Origin of the sequence: Collinsella sp. TM06-3 (genome assembly GCF_003436395.1) — a bacterium.
GTDB lineage: Bacteria > Actinomycetota > Coriobacteriia > Coriobacteriales > Coriobacteriaceae > Collinsella.
Map to the genome: position 1 here is coordinate 1 of NZ_QSPG01000016.1, position 14,104 is coordinate 14,104.

15 protein-coding genes are annotated in these 14,104 nt (G+C 61.6%); 4 read left to right on the top strand and 11 right to left on the bottom strand.

The features are described 5' to 3' along the window. Positions 1-236: 236 nt before the first annotated feature. Complete coding sequence (locus tag DXD56_RS07135; protein ID WP_055250846.1) at positions 237-857, top strand: helix-turn-helix domain-containing protein; 621 nt, start codon at positions 237-239, stop codon at positions 855-857. 143 nt (positions 858-1,000) lie between these two features. Here the strand turns inward: DXD56_RS07135 and DXD56_RS07140 are convergent, their stop codons facing one another. Further along, on the bottom strand, positions 1,001-1,855 hold the full coding sequence (locus DXD56_RS07140; protein ID WP_117640720.1) for a MurR/RpiR family transcriptional regulator: 855 nt from the start codon (positions 1,853-1,855) through the stop codon (positions 1,001-1,003). Positions 1,856-2,192: 337 nt separating this feature from the next. Between DXD56_RS07140 and DXD56_RS07145 the strand changes: the two genes are divergently transcribed. Both DXD56_RS07145 and DXD56_RS07150 read left to right on the top strand, forming a co-directional pair. Further along, positions 2,193-2,729 carry a PTS glucose transporter subunit IIA gene (locus DXD56_RS07145; RefSeq protein WP_117629667.1) on the top strand — a complete coding sequence of 179 codons (537 nt, stop codon included), beginning with the start codon at positions 2,193-2,195 and terminating at the stop codon, positions 2,727-2,729. Positions 2,730-2,964: 235 nt separating this feature from the next. Next, positions 2,965-3,522, top strand: coding sequence for a hypothetical protein (locus tag DXD56_RS07150; protein ID WP_117629668.1), 558 nt, complete (start codon positions 2,965-2,967; stop codon positions 3,520-3,522). A gap of 276 nt (positions 3,523-3,798) precedes the next feature. Here DXD56_RS07150 and DXD56_RS07155 read toward each other — a convergent pair whose 3' ends face one another. The 8 genes from DXD56_RS07155 to trxA form a co-directional block, all read right to left on the bottom strand. After that, positions 3,799-4,467, bottom strand: a complete 669-nt coding sequence (locus DXD56_RS07155; protein WP_117640721.1) for an HAD family hydrolase — start codon at positions 4,465-4,467, stop codon at positions 3,799-3,801. A 105-nt stretch (positions 4,468-4,572) separates the two neighbouring features. Next, positions 4,573-5,607: a hydrogenase expression/formation protein HypE gene (gene hypE, locus DXD56_RS07160; RefSeq protein WP_117640722.1), complete on the bottom strand. Its 1,035-nt coding sequence runs from the start codon at positions 5,605-5,607 to the stop codon at positions 4,573-4,575. A gap of 213 nt (positions 5,608-5,820) precedes the next feature. After that, positions 5,821-6,936: a hydrogenase formation protein HypD gene (hypD, locus tag DXD56_RS07165; RefSeq protein WP_233524959.1), complete on the bottom strand. Its 1,116-nt coding sequence runs from the start codon at positions 6,934-6,936 to the stop codon at positions 5,821-5,823. Continuing rightward, positions 6,936-7,196, bottom strand: a complete 261-nt coding sequence (locus DXD56_RS07170; protein WP_117640723.1) for a HypC/HybG/HupF family hydrogenase formation chaperone — start codon at positions 7,194-7,196, stop codon at positions 6,936-6,938. Before DXD56_RS07170 ends, hypD begins: the two co-directional genes overlap by 1 nt. A gap of 131 nt (positions 7,197-7,327) precedes the next feature. Further along, positions 7,328-9,781, bottom strand: coding sequence for a carbamoyltransferase HypF (gene hypF / locus DXD56_RS07175; protein WP_117640740.1), 2,454 nt, complete (start codon positions 9,779-9,781; stop codon positions 7,328-7,330). Positions 9,782-9,920: 139 nt separating this feature from the next. Next, positions 9,921-10,427, bottom strand: coding sequence for a nickel-responsive transcriptional regulator NikR (gene nikR / locus DXD56_RS07180; RefSeq protein ID WP_117640724.1), 507 nt, complete (start codon positions 10,425-10,427; stop codon positions 9,921-9,923). Position 10,428: 1 nt separating this feature from the next. Then, positions 10,429-10,677 carry a hypothetical protein gene (locus tag DXD56_RS07185; RefSeq protein WP_006235225.1) on the bottom strand — a complete coding sequence of 83 codons (249 nt, stop codon included), beginning with the start codon at positions 10,675-10,677 and terminating at the stop codon, positions 10,429-10,431. Between the two features lie 219 nt (positions 10,678-10,896). Further along, positions 10,897-11,217: a thioredoxin gene (trxA, locus tag DXD56_RS07190; protein WP_117640725.1), complete on the bottom strand. Its 321-nt coding sequence runs from the start codon at positions 11,215-11,217 to the stop codon at positions 10,897-10,899. 136 nt (positions 11,218-11,353) lie between these two features. On the opposite strand from trxA, the gene DXD56_RS07195 reads away from it, so the two are divergent. Then, positions 11,354-11,929 carry a hypothetical protein gene (locus DXD56_RS07195; RefSeq protein WP_117637950.1) on the top strand — a complete coding sequence of 192 codons (576 nt, stop codon included), beginning with the start codon at positions 11,354-11,356 and terminating at the stop codon, positions 11,927-11,929. Between the two features lie 60 nt (positions 11,930-11,989). On the opposite strand, the gene DXD56_RS07200 is transcribed toward DXD56_RS07195, so the two are convergent. Then, positions 11,990-13,267 carry a GHKL domain-containing protein gene (locus DXD56_RS07200; protein WP_117640726.1) on the bottom strand — a complete coding sequence of 426 codons (1,278 nt, stop codon included), beginning with the start codon at positions 13,265-13,267 and terminating at the stop codon, positions 11,990-11,992. Then, entirely contained in the window at positions 13,267-13,989 is a 723-nt protein-coding gene (locus tag DXD56_RS07205; RefSeq protein ID WP_117640727.1) for a LytTR family DNA-binding domain-containing protein, read from the bottom strand. Before DXD56_RS07205 ends, DXD56_RS07200 begins: the two co-directional genes overlap by 1 nt. Between the last annotated feature and the right edge of the window lie 115 nt (positions 13,990-14,104).

Sequence of the window (14,104 nt, forward strand, 5' to 3'; positions counted from 1 at the left end):
CGTGCCCCTGGATTGGGTCATAGTGTCTGTCCGTCCTCTACATGCGGCGTTGTCTTGCTCCGGATGCGGTGGTCATTGGGGACGTTCTTAAATGACTGCTCGAGATGAGCGTCCAAAAAACCGCGCTCGTTCGATTGGCGCATGTCTACGCAGCGTAGGTTGTCGAGCCTGGCCTTCAAATGGATACTGACTGTCGAACCGGTTCACTCCATTTCTTCAATTTGATTGGACAGCCCATGAACCAGACACGGCAAACCAATGCCTCCCATACTTTTTTGGCAGCGCATGCCATCAAGCAGCTGCGCGAAGAGCGCGGCCTCACCCAGCGCGCCCTGGCGGAAAGCCTTGGCGTGACCGATAAAGCCGTCAGCAAGTGGGAATCCGGCCGCGGCCTTCCCGACATTTCCCTCGTTGAGCCTTTGGCCCAGAGGCTCGGCATAAGCGTGGCTGAGCTTTTGGCTGGTGACATTCGGGCCAACGCCAACCGTGCAGGCAATATGCTCAAAGGCGTCTTTTACGTTTGCCCTATCTGCGGAAACGTTGTGCACGCGCTCGGAGAAGGCAGCTTTAGCTGCTGTGGCTCCACGATGTTTCCCCAGGAGGCCGAAGAGCCGGACGCGGACCACGCCTTTTCCATCGAGCGCATCGAGGACGATTGGTACGTCACGCTCGATCATCCCATGACCAAGGATCACTACATTAGCTTTGTGGCATATGCGACTATGGACGGCATCTGCTTTAAGAAGCTCTATCCAGAGCAATCGGTGCAGCCGCGCTTCCATATTACCGGGCGCGGCAGGATATATCTTTACTGCAACCAACACGGACTCTTTACGTCGCTGACGCCTCGCAAATAACGGCTGTCTATCCGCCCTCCTCACGCGTTCCCGGGGGACCCAAAATGAGCGTGGATAATCTCCCGGTTTTGGCCTGTGTGCGGGCTCAAAGTGGGAGATTATCCACGCTCGTTATCTGAGTGTCCAAAAATCCACGCTCGTCGCTACTTGAGCCCGGGGAGGCGAGTGTAGGGAAACGAGCGCTCTAAGAACTCGGAGCAGCGGGCGTAATCTTTGGCAAAGTAGCTGCTATAGAGCGAATCGAGTACGTATTGCACGGCGATATGGCTGGCGAACTGCGTGATGCGGTGCGTCATGCTCTCGTGGTCGCTTACCGTGAGATAGGCGGCAAAGCCGGGGTGAATGCGGGCGCAGTACGGTGTGCCGATGACGATGACCGGGACATGTCGACTGCTGAGGATTGGCAAGATCTCCCTGAGGTTGGGGGCAAGGCCGCTGTAGGAGATAACGATTGCCACATGGTCGGGGCCCGAGGCGAGCGCCGTACGCACCTGGGCTTCGGCATTGTCGTGGCACGTCGCACTTTTACCGTCGGAGAGTAGGCGATCGCGGAACATTCCTGCTGGATAGAGGTTGTGCGAGCCCGTGAAAATATCGACCTGTCGGGCGTTCGCGATGAGCTTGGCGGCGTAGTCGAGCTGTGCGGGGTCGAGCAGCTCCTGCGTCTCGGCCAGCGTAGTCTGGTAGAGTCCTTCCATACGCTCCATGACCTGCGCGGGGGTGGACGTAGCATCGAAGGGAAAGTCGATGTCCACGTCGCGACGGTTTCCCGCCTCAGTTGTCAAGCGAATAAGCTCGACCTTGAGATCCTTGAAGCCCTCGAGGCCGAGCTTTTTGCAAAAACGGTGCACGCTCGCAACGGAAACGTTGGTGCGCGCGGCAAATTCCTTAATAGAAAGCCCGCGGATGTCCTCGCCGATGGCAAGGGCCGCAATGCCGGGTTGTTGCTCGGTGGGGGTGAGGCCCTGCGCCTCGGTAATCTTGCGTTTGATATCCATGCGAACTCCCACACTTGCCAAACCTGGCAAAAAGGAACGGGTTTATTTTGGCACGTTTCGGTCGGTATCAGGAAGTGTCAGGGACGGGGCGGCGGCGGTCCGTGGGCGCGAAAAGAAGTGTCGGGTTTGGCGCGCCCGCTTCTGCCCGTTCCGTGCGCAGACGATACTCGGCTTATCGAGGGTTAATCGACAATATGAGAACCACTGGGGAAAAGGTTTTGGGAAGGGCTTGAAAGGGCTTGCGATTCGAGCCCTCGCCTTAGTATTTTGGCCATTTGGCACTATAATCACCATAGGCATGCGCATAACGTTGCGCTGAATCAAGAGGAGAAAACGTATGGGTCTGTTTGACATGTTCAAGAAGAAGGCTGAGCCCGCGGCTGCCGCTGCTCCGGCCTCCATCTCTGCTTCTGCCGGCGCCGACGTGCTGTGCTCGCCCGTCAAGGGCAAGGTCATCAAGATGGCCGACGTGCCCGATCCCGTCTTTGGTGGCGAGGTTCTGGGCAAGGGCTGCGCCGTGTGGCCCGAGGACGATCTGGTCTACGCTCCCTGCGACGGCAAGGTGACCGTCACCATGGGTCACGCCGTGGGCCTGCAGTCCGATAGCGGCATCGAGGTTCTGGTGCACGTTGGCGTCGATACCGTCAACATGAACGGCGACGGCTTCGAGGGCTTCGTCAAGGCCGACGATGTCGTTAAGGCTGGCCAGCCCATGCTCAAGATCGACCGCGCCAAGATCGCCGCTGCCGGCTACAAGGACTGCGTCGTCGTGGCTGTGTCCAACACCGCCGAGTTCGCCGACGTCGAGCTCGCCGTCGAGGCTGACTCCGCTGTCTCCGCTGGCGATGCCATCGTCAAGGTCGTCCGCAAGTAGTCTGCGGCAACATAAGGGTGTTTTGGGGTGGTCGGGTTATCCGGCCGCCCTTTTTTATTGCAATGCGGCGGAACGTTTTATTGCGCGTTGGGCGGACCGGTAAACCGTTCGGACGTTAAATCGAGCCGACTGCGCCTTTGCTTTGCCGGGGGTGTTCGTTATCGGCTAGTATGGCCTTATTGTTACGACGCGCACCGCGTCGGGAAGCGCGGTGCCGCTTGTTGGGAGGAATGTCATGAAGAAGAAGCTGCTGCTTGCGCCCCTGATGGCTGTTCTGGTCGCGTGCGTGGTTGTGCTTTCCGGCTGCGGAGGTCCTTCGGTTGAGGAGCTCATCACCGAGGATCTTACGACGCAGTTTGACGAGGTCAAGAACGGCGGCGACGACTTCCTCGCCGGCCTGGAAGAGGCCTCGGGCGACGAGTTCGAGCAGCTGGGCATCGATCCCAAGGAGTACGCCAAGAGCTATCTCGAGGGTTTTGACTACAAGATCGGCGATGTGACGGTCGACGAGGACAAGGGCACCGCGACTGCCGATGTCACCATTACCTGCAAGTCCATGAACAAGATCGTTGAAGATTTCGCCACCCAGTATCAGGAGAAGATCGCGGCGCTCGATACGATGCCTTCCGAGGACGACCTGTACAAGATGGCCGGCCAGGTCATGGTCGACGTGACCAAGGCCGCTAAGACCAAGGACACCAAGGTTACCTTCAAGTACACCGCCAATGACGATGGCGAGTGGTATGCTGACGATTCCGCAACCACCGAGATGATGAATGCAATGATGAACTAGGGGAGTTACGCGGTAGTTCGTTGCGGCGTTTTACCAAACGCCGCAACTGCTCGACGCTGCAAACGCCCCTAAGCGGCAATCTGACGTTCAATTTCAAGGGCGCGACCAGAAGGTCAGCGCCCTTTCATTTCACGTCACCTTGCTCGCTTAGGGGCGTTTTCGCTGTCCGTCCTCTACCTGCGACGTTGCCATTGTTTGACCAGTCGTTTAAGAACGTCCCCAACGACTACTTTCCGCGCAACGGCATTGCGGCGGCTGGGTTGGGCAGCGCTGGCGTTACTCGCCCAGGATCAGCGCCGCGAGCTCTTCCTGCGTGTCAACCACGTAGTCGGCACCGGCTGCTTCGAGCTCTGCGCGGCCTCGGAAGCCCCAGCTGACGCCCGCACTCTTAAGGCCGGCGTTGTGGCCGGTCAGGATATCGACATTGGAATCGCCCACATAGAGCGTGGTTGCCGGATCGGCACCCAGCTCTTTCATCACATGCAGCGTAACAGGCGCCTCGGGCTTGGGAGGAAACGCATCGACGCGGCCCTGCGCCAGCGCAAAGCGCTCGGAACCAAAGTATTTCTCGATAAGCGGAACCGCCGAGACGTGGTCCTTGTTAGTGAGTACGGCAAGCTGCACGCCCGCGGCGCGCAGGCGGTCGAGCATCTCGATCGTGCCGGCGTAGGGGGCGGTGTGGTCTTCCTTGTGCTCGCCGTAATAAGCCCTAAACTCGGCAAGCGTCTGCTCAAACATACGGCCGTCGCCCGCATACTCGGCGGGCATAAAGCGCTCGACCAGCTTGAGCATGCCGTTTCCCACCTTGTAGCGGTACTCGTCTACGGCAAACGTGGGCCAGCCGTGCATCTCGCAGGTATGGTTGCCGGCGGCCGCCAGGTCCTCGAGCGTGTTGAGAATGGTGCCGTCCAGGTCAAAGATCACATGGGAAAAAGCTGCTGCCATGGGTGCTCCTGCCGCTTGAGTTGTAAAACGCACCCCATGATACTGGGCATGCGTGCCGGGCATGTTTGGAATCTGAATATCTTTAATAGCCCTGAGCCTTTGTCGTTAGCAAATCCTCGGCAGCTGCTCTCCTACGAGCATGTCGAGGATGCGGGTCGAGCCCCAGCCGGTGCGCACACGCACGGCGGGATGGGCGCCCTCGGCAAGTGGCAGCACGCGACCGATGATGGCGGCATTCTCGCCGTAGCGGGCGGCGCGCATGGCGGTTAGCGCGGCATCGGCTTGCTCGGCCGGTACCACGGCGACCATCTTGCCCTCGTTTGCCACCTGCAGCACATCGTAGCCGAGCATCTCGCAGGCGGCCTGCACGTCGGGACGCACGGGCACGGCATCCTCGTCGACCTCCATGGCAACACCGCTGGCCTGGGCAAACTCGTTGAGCGTGGACGCCAGGCCACCGCGCGTGGGGTCGCGAAAGCAACGCGTGCCGGGCGCTGCGGACAGCACGTCGGCAATCAGGTGGTTGAGCGGCGCGGCGTCGCTTTCGATGGTGCTCGAAAAGGCCAGACCCTCGCGTTGGCTCATGATGGCGATACCGTGGTCGCCGAGTGTACCCGACACCAGGATGACATCGCCGGGCTGGCAGTTGGCCCCGCTGAGCGCCACGCCCGCGGGCACTTCTCCCACGCCGGCGGTATTGATGTAGACACCGTCGGCCCCGCCGCGCTCGACCACTTTGGTGTCGCCGGTGATGATCGCCACGCCCGCCTCGCGCGCCGTCTCGGCCATCGTCTGCACAATCTGGCGGAGCTTATCCATGGGATAGCCCTCTTCGAGGATAAAACCGCACGACAGGTAGCGCACGTTGGCGCCCGAGGTCGCGACGTCGTTGACGGTTCCGCATACGGCGAGGCGGCCGATGTTGCCACCGGGGAAGAACTGCGGCGTTACCACAAAGCTGTCGGTCGACATGGCGATGCGCCCGCTCGCGGGCAGCGCGGCGACGCCGGCATCGTTGCCCTCGAGCAGCTCGGGCGACCCAAAGGCATCCAAAAAGACCTCATCGATGATGCGTTTCATCATCTGACCGCCAGAGCCGTGGCCCAACAGGACGGTGCTATCGGTGATGCTATGGGACATATCCAAAACTCCAATCGAGGACGGAATTGATAAAAATCGGACATGGCAGAATCGATGTTAGGTAAAAGCCAGCGAGCGCCATTCAGACGGAGTGAGTTGCCTTGAAAGAGGAGGCTGCTGGGCTTTTGCCCGCAGCCGACGATTGAAAGGCAAATCGCTCGCCTGAATGGCGCGCAGCGTCGACCGGTCCGCCGTTCGTTAGAACGGCGGAACCTAATAGTCGCGGTAGCGGTAGTACGCCGCGCAGCTGCCCTCGGAGCTCACCATGCACGGTCCGACGGGATGCTCGGGCGTGCAGGCGCGGCCAAAGAGCGGGCAGCTACTCGGCGTAATGGCCCCGCGCAGCACGTCGCCGCAGCGGCACCCATGCGGCTCGACCGTCGGTTCAATGGGCACGTCAAAGCGGGCGCCGGCATCAAAACGCGCGAACTCGGGTCGGATGGAAAGACCCGAGTTGGCAATCGGTCCCAGTCCGCGCCACGTGGTGTCGCACGGCTCAAATACCTGCTCGACCAGCTGGCGCGCTACGGGATTGCCGTCTGCATTGACGCCACGCCGGTAGGCGTTGTCGATTGCGGGCCTGTGCTCGACAACCATCTGGACTAGCATGCAGATGCCCTGCAAGATATCGACCGGCTCAAATCCCGTGACTACGCCGGGGGTCTCGAACTCATCGACCAAAAACCCGAAGGGTGCCAGGCCTGTGATGGTAGCGACGTGACCAGGCAGGATAAAGCCGTCGATGGTCGTCTCGGGGTCGTTGGAGATCGCACGCAGAGCCGGCGGCGTAGTCTTGTGAGCACAGTAGACCGAGAAGTTCTGGAGCCCGCGCGCGTCGGCCTCCAGGATAGCGGCGGCAATGGTGGGCGTTGTGGTCTCAAAGCCGACGCCCATAAAGATGACCGGGCGTTCGGGATTTTGCTCGGCAATGTCGAGTGCGTCGAGCGGAGAGTAGACGATGCGGATGCCGCGCCCCACCGCCTTTTGCGCGGCAAGCGAGGTGGACGATCCGGGCACGCGCATCATGTCGCCAAAGGTGGTGATGATGGCGCCGTCCATGTTGGAAAGCGCGATTGCGTGATCGATGTCGCGGTTGGCGGTGACGCAAACGGGGCACCCCGGGCCGCTCAGCAGCTTGAGCCCCGTCGGCATAATGGAGCGAAAGCCATAGCGGCCAATGCTCACGGTATGCGTACCGCAGACTTCCATAAGGTTGATGCTGCGGTTGCCGACAAGCTCATGAATACGATCGATGAGCTCGCGGGCCAGCTTAGGGTCGCGAAATGCCGAAAAGTCGATACCGGAGCGAACCGGCTGCGCCGCCACCACTAGTATGCCTCGGCCGGGTTGGTGGCGAGCTGGTCCTCCTCGGCCAGCTCGATCATGGTATTGACGAGCTCGAGTGTCTCTTGGGCCTCCTGCTCGTCGACAATCTGAATGCCAAAGCCGGCGTGCACGAGAATATAGTCGCCTACCTGTGCCGTCGGCACGAGGCGCAGCGAAACGGGGCGCTCGATGCCCATCATGTCGACGGTCGCCTTAAGGTCGTCGTCGCGTTTGACCACTTTACCGGGAACGGCAAGGCACATAATGTTCCCCTTTTATACGTTTTGCGCTGGATAGGCGCCTAATTACCCATCAGTTGATGGTAGCGCTCGCGGGAGTCACGAGCAAACGCGTTACGCCTGTGAGACGGCGGCGCGCAGGCTGGCAAAACAGCCTATCGCGATGCTGCCTGCGCGAGGCGAGCGCGAGCGCTGGCGGCCTGACCGTAGGCGATGCAGCCGTCGTTGACGGGCACGGCGTGGGGGACCAAGACGGCAAGACCGGCGTCTTTGAGTTCGTGGGTGAGGAGCCAAAGCAAAAGTCGGTTCATGAACACGCCGCCCGAGAGCGCGACGGTGCCGATGTTCTCGCGGGTGCAGATTTCGCTGGCGATGCGTGCCGTGGAGCGCGCAACGGAGACATGGAAGTCGAGTGCGAGCCTGTCGGCGGGCGCTTCGGCCTCAATTCCCTCCAAAAGTGCCTCAAAGAGTGCTTTCTGGTCCAACCACGATGGGTCAGATGTGAAATAGCCTGCGTTGTCGTCGGGAAAATGGGCGATTTCGCCGTCCAGTGCACGCCAGGCGGCGGCTTCGAGCTCGATGGCGGGTTCGCCCTCGTAGGTTGCCTGGCCACAAATGCCCAAAATCGCGGCTGCGGCATCAAACAGGCGACCCATGCTGCTGGTGCGCGGGCTGTTGATGCCGCGCTCGATCATCGTTGCCGTTATGCTGCGCGTTTGCTCGTCAAGGCTGTTCAAGAGCCCCACGGCTCCCGGGTGCTCGAGCAGGTCGAGCTCGCTGAGTAGGGCAAAGGCGTTGCGGCGGGCATCGTGTACGGATGCGGCGCCACCGGGAAGCGCCCAGGTGCGCAGATGCGCGACGCGCTCAAAATCGGCGAGACGGGCGATAAGAAACTCACCGCCCCATATGGTGCCATCGGTGCCGGCGCCCGTGCCATCGAAGGCGATGCCGAGGACGCGTGCATCGGGCGCAAGCCGGCCTGCGGCAATCGCCTCTGCCATCACGCTCGCGATGTGCGCATGATGGTGCTGGACTTCGATAAGCGGCAGATTGTGCTCCCGTGCCTGCTCGCGCGCCCATTGGCTCGACAGATAGCTGGGATGCATATCGCATGCCAGGGCGACAGGTGCCAGGTCAAAGAGATCTTCCAGGCGCGAGCGCGCGGCGCTCCAGGCATCGAAGGTCGCGCCGTTTTCGACATCGCCGATATGCTGCGACACAAAACAGACCACATGGCCGTCGGCGTCCTCGCGTGTGAGTGCGACCGTGGCTTTTTGCTGCGGACCGCAGGCGAGCACGCAGGGCGTGATGCCGTCGAGCGCCGGCAACGACAGCGGCTGCGGCGCGTATCCGCGTGCGCGACGCACGGGCATGACGTTGCCGTCGACCACGCGTACCACGGAGTCGTCGTAGCGTGAGAGAATCGCGCGGTCGTTACCGAGCAGCGCGTCGGCGATGCCAGCGGCAACGAGATGCTCCCATGCAAGGGCGTCGTCGGTCTCGATGGGCTCTTCGCTCAGGTTTCCGCTGGTCATGACGAGTGCTTGCATGCCGTGCGCCACGGCTGCGGCGAGCAATAAATGTTGAAGCGGGGTGTAGGGGAGCATGACGCCGAGCTCGGGCAAGTCGTGCGCGACGGATGGAGCGAGTTCGAGGGCGTTGGGGGAGCCGTGGGTGTCGCTGTCGGTTGCGCGGCGACGCAACAGCACGATGGGGCGAACGCTGCCGGCCAGCAGATTGCGCTCAATGCTATCGATGTGACACAGGCGCTCAGCGTCGGCAAGGCCGCGCACCATAACGGCAAGCGGCTTGTTGCTGCGACGCTTGCGACGGCGCAGCTCGCACACCGCCTGTTCGTTGGTGGCATCGCAGGTCAGGTGGAACCCACCCAGACCCTTGATGGCGACGATGCCGCCGTCTGCTAGCAGCTCGACACAGCGTTCGATGATGGCATCGCTGGCCTCGCGCGTGGAGCCGACGGCTGGTGTCGCGTCGGCACCAGCTGGCGCAACGCCGTGATCGGCCTCACGCCACGTAATATGCGGTCCGCAATCAAAACAGGCATCGGGCTGAGCGTGAAACCGCCGATCGAGTGGGTCGGCATATTCTGCGGCGCAGGTGGGACACATGGGAAAGCGATCCATCGAGGTGGCCGCTCGGTCATAGGGCAGCGAGCGAATGATGGTAAAGCGCGGCCCGCAGTTGGTGCAGTTGATAAAGGGATAATGAAAGCGTCGGTCGGCTGGGTCGAACAGCTCGCGCAGGCAGTCATCGCACGTAGCGATGTCGGGCGAGATGAGCGTCGTGTGGACGGTTTGATCCTGCGACGCCACAATGCGAAAGCCCCGCTCGTTAGCGGCGTCCCAGTCGCCGGGTGCTAGGCCTACAACCTCGACATGCTCCACGCGAGACGCCGCAGGCGCATGCTCGGAAAGCGCGTCGACAAATTCGTCGAGTGCTTCGCCAGGAGCGTGCGCCTCGATATGCACGCCATCGCCCGCGTTGAGCACCCAGCCGCAAATGCCATGCGCCATGGCCTCGCGATACACAAACGGTCGCATGCCGACGCCCTGCACAATGCCCGTTACGTGGATATGCACATGTCGCATGCGACCCTCCTTCATCGAAACCTGCCAAAAAGGGACAGGTTTATTTTGGTAGGTTTTATCTGGGAAAACGCAACGCCCTAGTTGTCACCTGCCAAAACAAGCCTGTCCCTTATTGGCAGGTGCGCCGCGGAAAGGCCTGTTAGAGCCCCAGGCTCTGCTCGGTGGCGGCGCAGGTGAGCTCGCCGTGTTTAACTCCGCGCAGGCCCAGCAGGCGGTCAGCCAGCTCGTAGACGCGCTCGCCGCGACCCTTAAGCGCCAGAATCTCCAAGCAGTTGTGGTGATCCAGATGCACGTGCATGGTCGATACGATCTCGTCAGTGTAGTCGTGCTGCACCTCGTCCAGGCGGCGCGTCAGGTCGCCGGTGTGATGATCGTAAATCATGGTGAGCGACCCGATGACCTGCTCGTCGGGTGTTCGCATCTGCTCCTTGGCAATGGAGGCGCGAATCAGGTCGCGCACTGCCTCGGAGCGATTGGCCACGTCGCCGCGGCGCGCGATCTGCTCGTCAAAGCGGCGCAGCAGGTCGTCGGGCGCGGTGACCGAAAAACGGACCAGCTCGGAGGTGGAGCCGCTGAGGCGGCAGTCCGCGTCGCCGGTCGGCCCGTGCGAATGCTCGTGATCGCAGGCGTGCTCGTGCTCGGCCACGCTACACCAGCTTTACGGAGCCAACGGAGTTATGGTCGGCCTCGATGGCCTCCTCGTACCCCTCGAGTGCGTCGTGCGCCTCGTGGAGCGCCGCCATGGCAGCCTCGAGCTTGGCGCCAATGCGCTCCATATCAAAGTTCTCGGTTGCATGCAGCAGCTGATGGCTCCACTCGTGGGCGAGCTCGATCGTGTCGTCGACCTGCTTGACGCTCATGGCAAGCTGGCTCATGTTCATTCCAACGTCATGCATGTGAATCTCCTTTTGCACGGGTCTATTCAGTGGTTCAGATTCTACTACGCCCGCTTTGCGCATCGCCGCATAAGAAAACGGGTGCGAGTCCGTCTGACCCGCACCCGTTCACTGGGGGCTGTTTGTGACTACCATACTATCCGTGGTCGCGGGCGCAACACCCGGCTCTCCGGTGAGCGGCGCAAAACCGCTCATGGACGGCAGCGCGTGACCGGTGTATTACAGGTGCTTCTCCAGCAGCGCCTGCAGCCTGGCCTTGGGCAGCGCGCCGACGGAGCGGTCGATTTCCTCGCCGTTCTTAAAGACAACCAGCGTGGGGATGCTCATAACGCCAAACTTCATGGCTAGGTCCTGATTGTCGTCGACGTTGCATTTGGCGACGGCAAGTTTGCCGGCTAGCTCGTCGGCCACTTCGTCAACAATGGGCGAGAGCGAGCGGCAGGGACCGCACCACGGTGCCCAAAAATCAACCAGCACGGGAAGGCTGCCGTTAACGACGGAATCGAAGTTCTCGGGGGTAATCTGCTTAATGTCAGCCATGGTGACCTCCATAGTGCGACGCGGCTCAGCCGCGTAAAATTCAGTACGACCGTGCTTATACCCAACGGTCCGCAAAGCAAGCACTCGCGGTCGGCTCTTTTATATAATGGTGGGCATGCAAACGATTGGAGAGCGCATGTCCACGTCACAAAGCCAGAAAAAAGAAGCCATCGCCCAGGCGACCGAGCAGGAGCTCGCATCGCTTGCGGGTCGCGGCGTGCGTATCGCGGGCAACGCGTGCTCGCCGATTGTGCTGGTAAAAGGTGATTTAGACGATGCAGAGCGTGCGGGCGGCGAGCTGGCTGCCGGTCCGGACGGTGCCGCGCTGCGCAAGGCGCTCGGTGCCATCGGCTACGCGCCCGAGGATTTCTGCGTGCTGGCAAGTGTTGCCGGCGCGGGTGACGGAGCGGTTGCGACAGGCGAGGGTCTGCCGTGCGAGCTGTTCCGCGAGGCGCTCGAGGCCTTGGACCCCGAGGCGGTCCTGCTGTTGGACGATCGCGCGGCCGATACCATGCGCGAGACCTATGCCGACATGCTCGTGGCAATCGACGACTTCGATACCGCTATGCTCAAGCCCGGCTTGGTCGCCCATGTGCAGGGTCGTCGCGTGCTCGCGCTCGACGGTTTTGAGGCGGCGCTTACTGACAAAGCCGCCAAGCAGCGCATGTGGGCATACATCAAGCAGCTGACCCCGGCAGCCGCGCCGCTGTAGCGGACTGGCGCCGGCAAGGCGGCCCTGACGGGTCGAGCGCGGCGCCGGCTTGTCGCGCCCTTACATCACTGCGCGAAGCTCAAACCGGTCGCCGTTGATGCGGAACTGGCAGTTGCCGTTCATGCGCTCGACGGCAAGCTTAATGCTTTTGGTTCCAAAGCCGTGTCCGGTGTGCTCGGCTACGGGCATGCCGTCGACCATGCGCGGCGGGCGTCCAAACGTGTTGGAGACCAAAAGGAGCAGTTGCCCGTCCTCGCAACGCAGGTCCAGATCTACAAATCGCTTGCCCTGGGGAGCGGCGCTTGCGGCGACGATGGCGTTGTCCAGGGCGTTTGAGAGCACGCTAAACAGATCGACGTCGGCTACATGGACGCTCTCGGGCACGGCGGCGCGCAAATCGGCGGCGATGCCGTTTCGGTTGATATCGGAACTAAACGACGAAAGCACGATATTGACCGTGTCGTTGGCGCAGTAGCGGCGCACGGCGGTGCGGTCGTTCGTCTCGCAGAGCTCGTCGATGCGCTCGAGCGCCTCATCGATGTGGCCCTCTTCGATCAAAGCCGCAAGGCCGCGCAGGAAGTGCCGCATGTCATGGCGGAGGACCGAAAGCTCACGTCCAGATTGGCGCCAAGCCTCGAGCTCCTTGATGGCCGCGCTGTCGCGGGTCGCGAGCATCCAGCGCTCGCGCTCGGCGATTTCCTTCGCCTCGTATTCACGCAGATACACAGCAAGAAACATAAGGTAGAACGCGCAAAGCGCAAACGCCAAAAACTCAACCGTCACCACGGAGCCCGAGTGAAAGAGCGTGGTGTAGACATTGGTGGCGTAGTCAAAGATGTAATAGATGAGCGGCAGGATGAGCAGAATCTCGAGCTCGGTAGGGCTTTTGACCGCCAGGCGCGGACCGATGTCGCTGGCCCAATGCAGCAGGATCGCAAAGACGACTGCCGTGGTGATAATGCGTGCCACGTAGTACGCGATTTGCGAGTTGGTGGCGGCGAGTGCGGCGATGCCCATCCAGTTGCTGAACTGGCAGCTCAGATAAGCACTGGTGACGCCCAACATAACGAGCAGCGGGCTCAGGCGATAGCGCGTGCACAGATAGATGACGAGCGGCAGATGCACGACGAGTGGATATGCCTGACGGGCAAAAAGCTCGCCGCCGACGGCATTGGCGAGGCCGAATGCGCATCCGGTTACGGCGCTGACCATCACGAGCTCAAGTGCATGACGCCGGTTGATCTCGATACCGCAGAGCGCCGCCGAGGCAAAAACGCCAAAAAGCAGGGTCGTTGCGTGGTGGATTGCCCAAAGTATCATCTCGACCGTGGGGAGCATCAGCGCCTCCCGCCCTCGAACCGTGCCGCAAAGTAAGCATCCTGAAATCCTTGCTTACAGCTGCGCGCCAGCGGGATGCAAGCGCCCGAGCGCATGACGATATCCGTTCGGTTGAAGTGGTCGATATTGCGTAGGTTGACCTGGTAGCTGCGGTGACACTTAAATAAGCTCGCGCTTTTGGCTAGCTGGTCCTCGATGCTGCGGAACGGCTCGAGCGCTTCGATATCGCGCCCGTCGCGCAGGTGGAATACCACATGCTTGTTGCGGGCCTCGGCGTATTCGATGTCGGACAGGCGCAGGGCATGGTAGCCAAAGGACGTTTTGGTCACGAGCTCATCGGTCGCGGCGGGCCGCATGCTCGAAAGCTCGCCGAGCAGTTGCGCCAGGCGTTCGTACGCTATGGGCTTGAGCAGGTAGTCGAAGGCGCGGACCTCATAGGACTCCAGCGCGAACTCGGGCGACGAGGTGAGGAACACCAGGCGCACAGCGGTATCGGATTGGCGCAGCTCCCTCGCGGTGTCCATGCCGTTGACGAGCGGCATGATCATGTCGAGCAGAATGATGTCGGCGCGCGATACGGCATGGCGGGCCAGCAGGTCCTCGCCGCGCGTGACGAGCGCAACGTCGACTGCCGTGCCCGTCTCGGTCGACCAGCGGTCGATCATCCGGTGCAGTCTATCTAGAAAAGCGACGTCGTCGTCGCAGGCGATAATCTTGAGCATTCGGGCCCCCTTTGTATCTCGATTGTGCCATACCGCACGCTTGTCGCTCGCGGAGGAACATCCCGTTTGCGCCCCACGGTGCGCAACTCGCGCCGAGCGGCGGGGCGTTAGAAAG

What these genes read in the sequence shown, in the direction of transcription:
- DXD56_RS07135 (WP_055250846.1), top strand. Translation starts at nt 237, where the DNA reads ATGAACCAGACACGGCAAACCAATGCCTCCCATACTTTTTTGGCAGCG.
- DXD56_RS07140 (WP_117640720.1), bottom strand. Translation starts at nt 1,855, where the DNA reads ATGGATATCAAACGCAAGATTACCGAGGCGCAGGGCCTCACCCCCACC.
- DXD56_RS07145 (WP_117629667.1), top strand. Translation starts at nt 2,193, where the DNA reads ATGGGTCTGTTTGACATGTTCAAGAAGAAGGCTGAGCCCGCGGCTGCC.
- DXD56_RS07150 (WP_117629668.1), top strand. Translation starts at nt 2,965, where the DNA reads ATGAAGAAGAAGCTGCTGCTTGCGCCCCTGATGGCTGTTCTGGTCGCG.
- DXD56_RS07155 (WP_117640721.1), bottom strand. Translation starts at nt 4,467, where the DNA reads ATGGCAGCAGCTTTTTCCCATGTGATCTTTGACCTGGACGGCACCATT.
- hypE (WP_117640722.1), bottom strand. Translation starts at nt 5,607, where the DNA reads ATGTCCCATAGCATCACCGATAGCACCGTCCTGTTGGGCCACGGCTCT.
- DXD56_RS07170 (WP_117640723.1), bottom strand. Translation starts at nt 7,196, where the DNA reads ATGTGCCTTGCCGTTCCCGGTAAAGTGGTCAAACGCGACGACGACCTT.
- hypF (WP_117640740.1), bottom strand. Translation starts at nt 9,781, where the DNA reads ATGCGACATGTGCATATCCACGTAACGGGCATTGTGCAGGGCGTCGGC.
- DXD56_RS07185 (WP_006235225.1), bottom strand. Translation starts at nt 10,677, where the DNA reads ATGCATGACGTTGGAATGAACATGAGCCAGCTTGCCATGAGCGTCAAG.
- trxA (WP_117640725.1), bottom strand. Translation starts at nt 11,217, where the DNA reads ATGGCTGACATTAAGCAGATTACCCCCGAGAACTTCGATTCCGTCGTT.
- DXD56_RS07195 (WP_117637950.1), top strand. Translation starts at nt 11,354, where the DNA reads ATGTCCACGTCACAAAGCCAGAAAAAAGAAGCCATCGCCCAGGCGACC.
- DXD56_RS07200 (WP_117640726.1), bottom strand. Translation starts at nt 13,267, where the DNA reads ATGCTCCCCACGGTCGAGATGATACTTTGGGCAATCCACCACGCAACG.
- DXD56_RS07205 (WP_117640727.1), bottom strand. Translation starts at nt 13,989, where the DNA reads ATGCTCAAGATTATCGCCTGCGACGACGACGTCGCTTTTCTAGATAGA.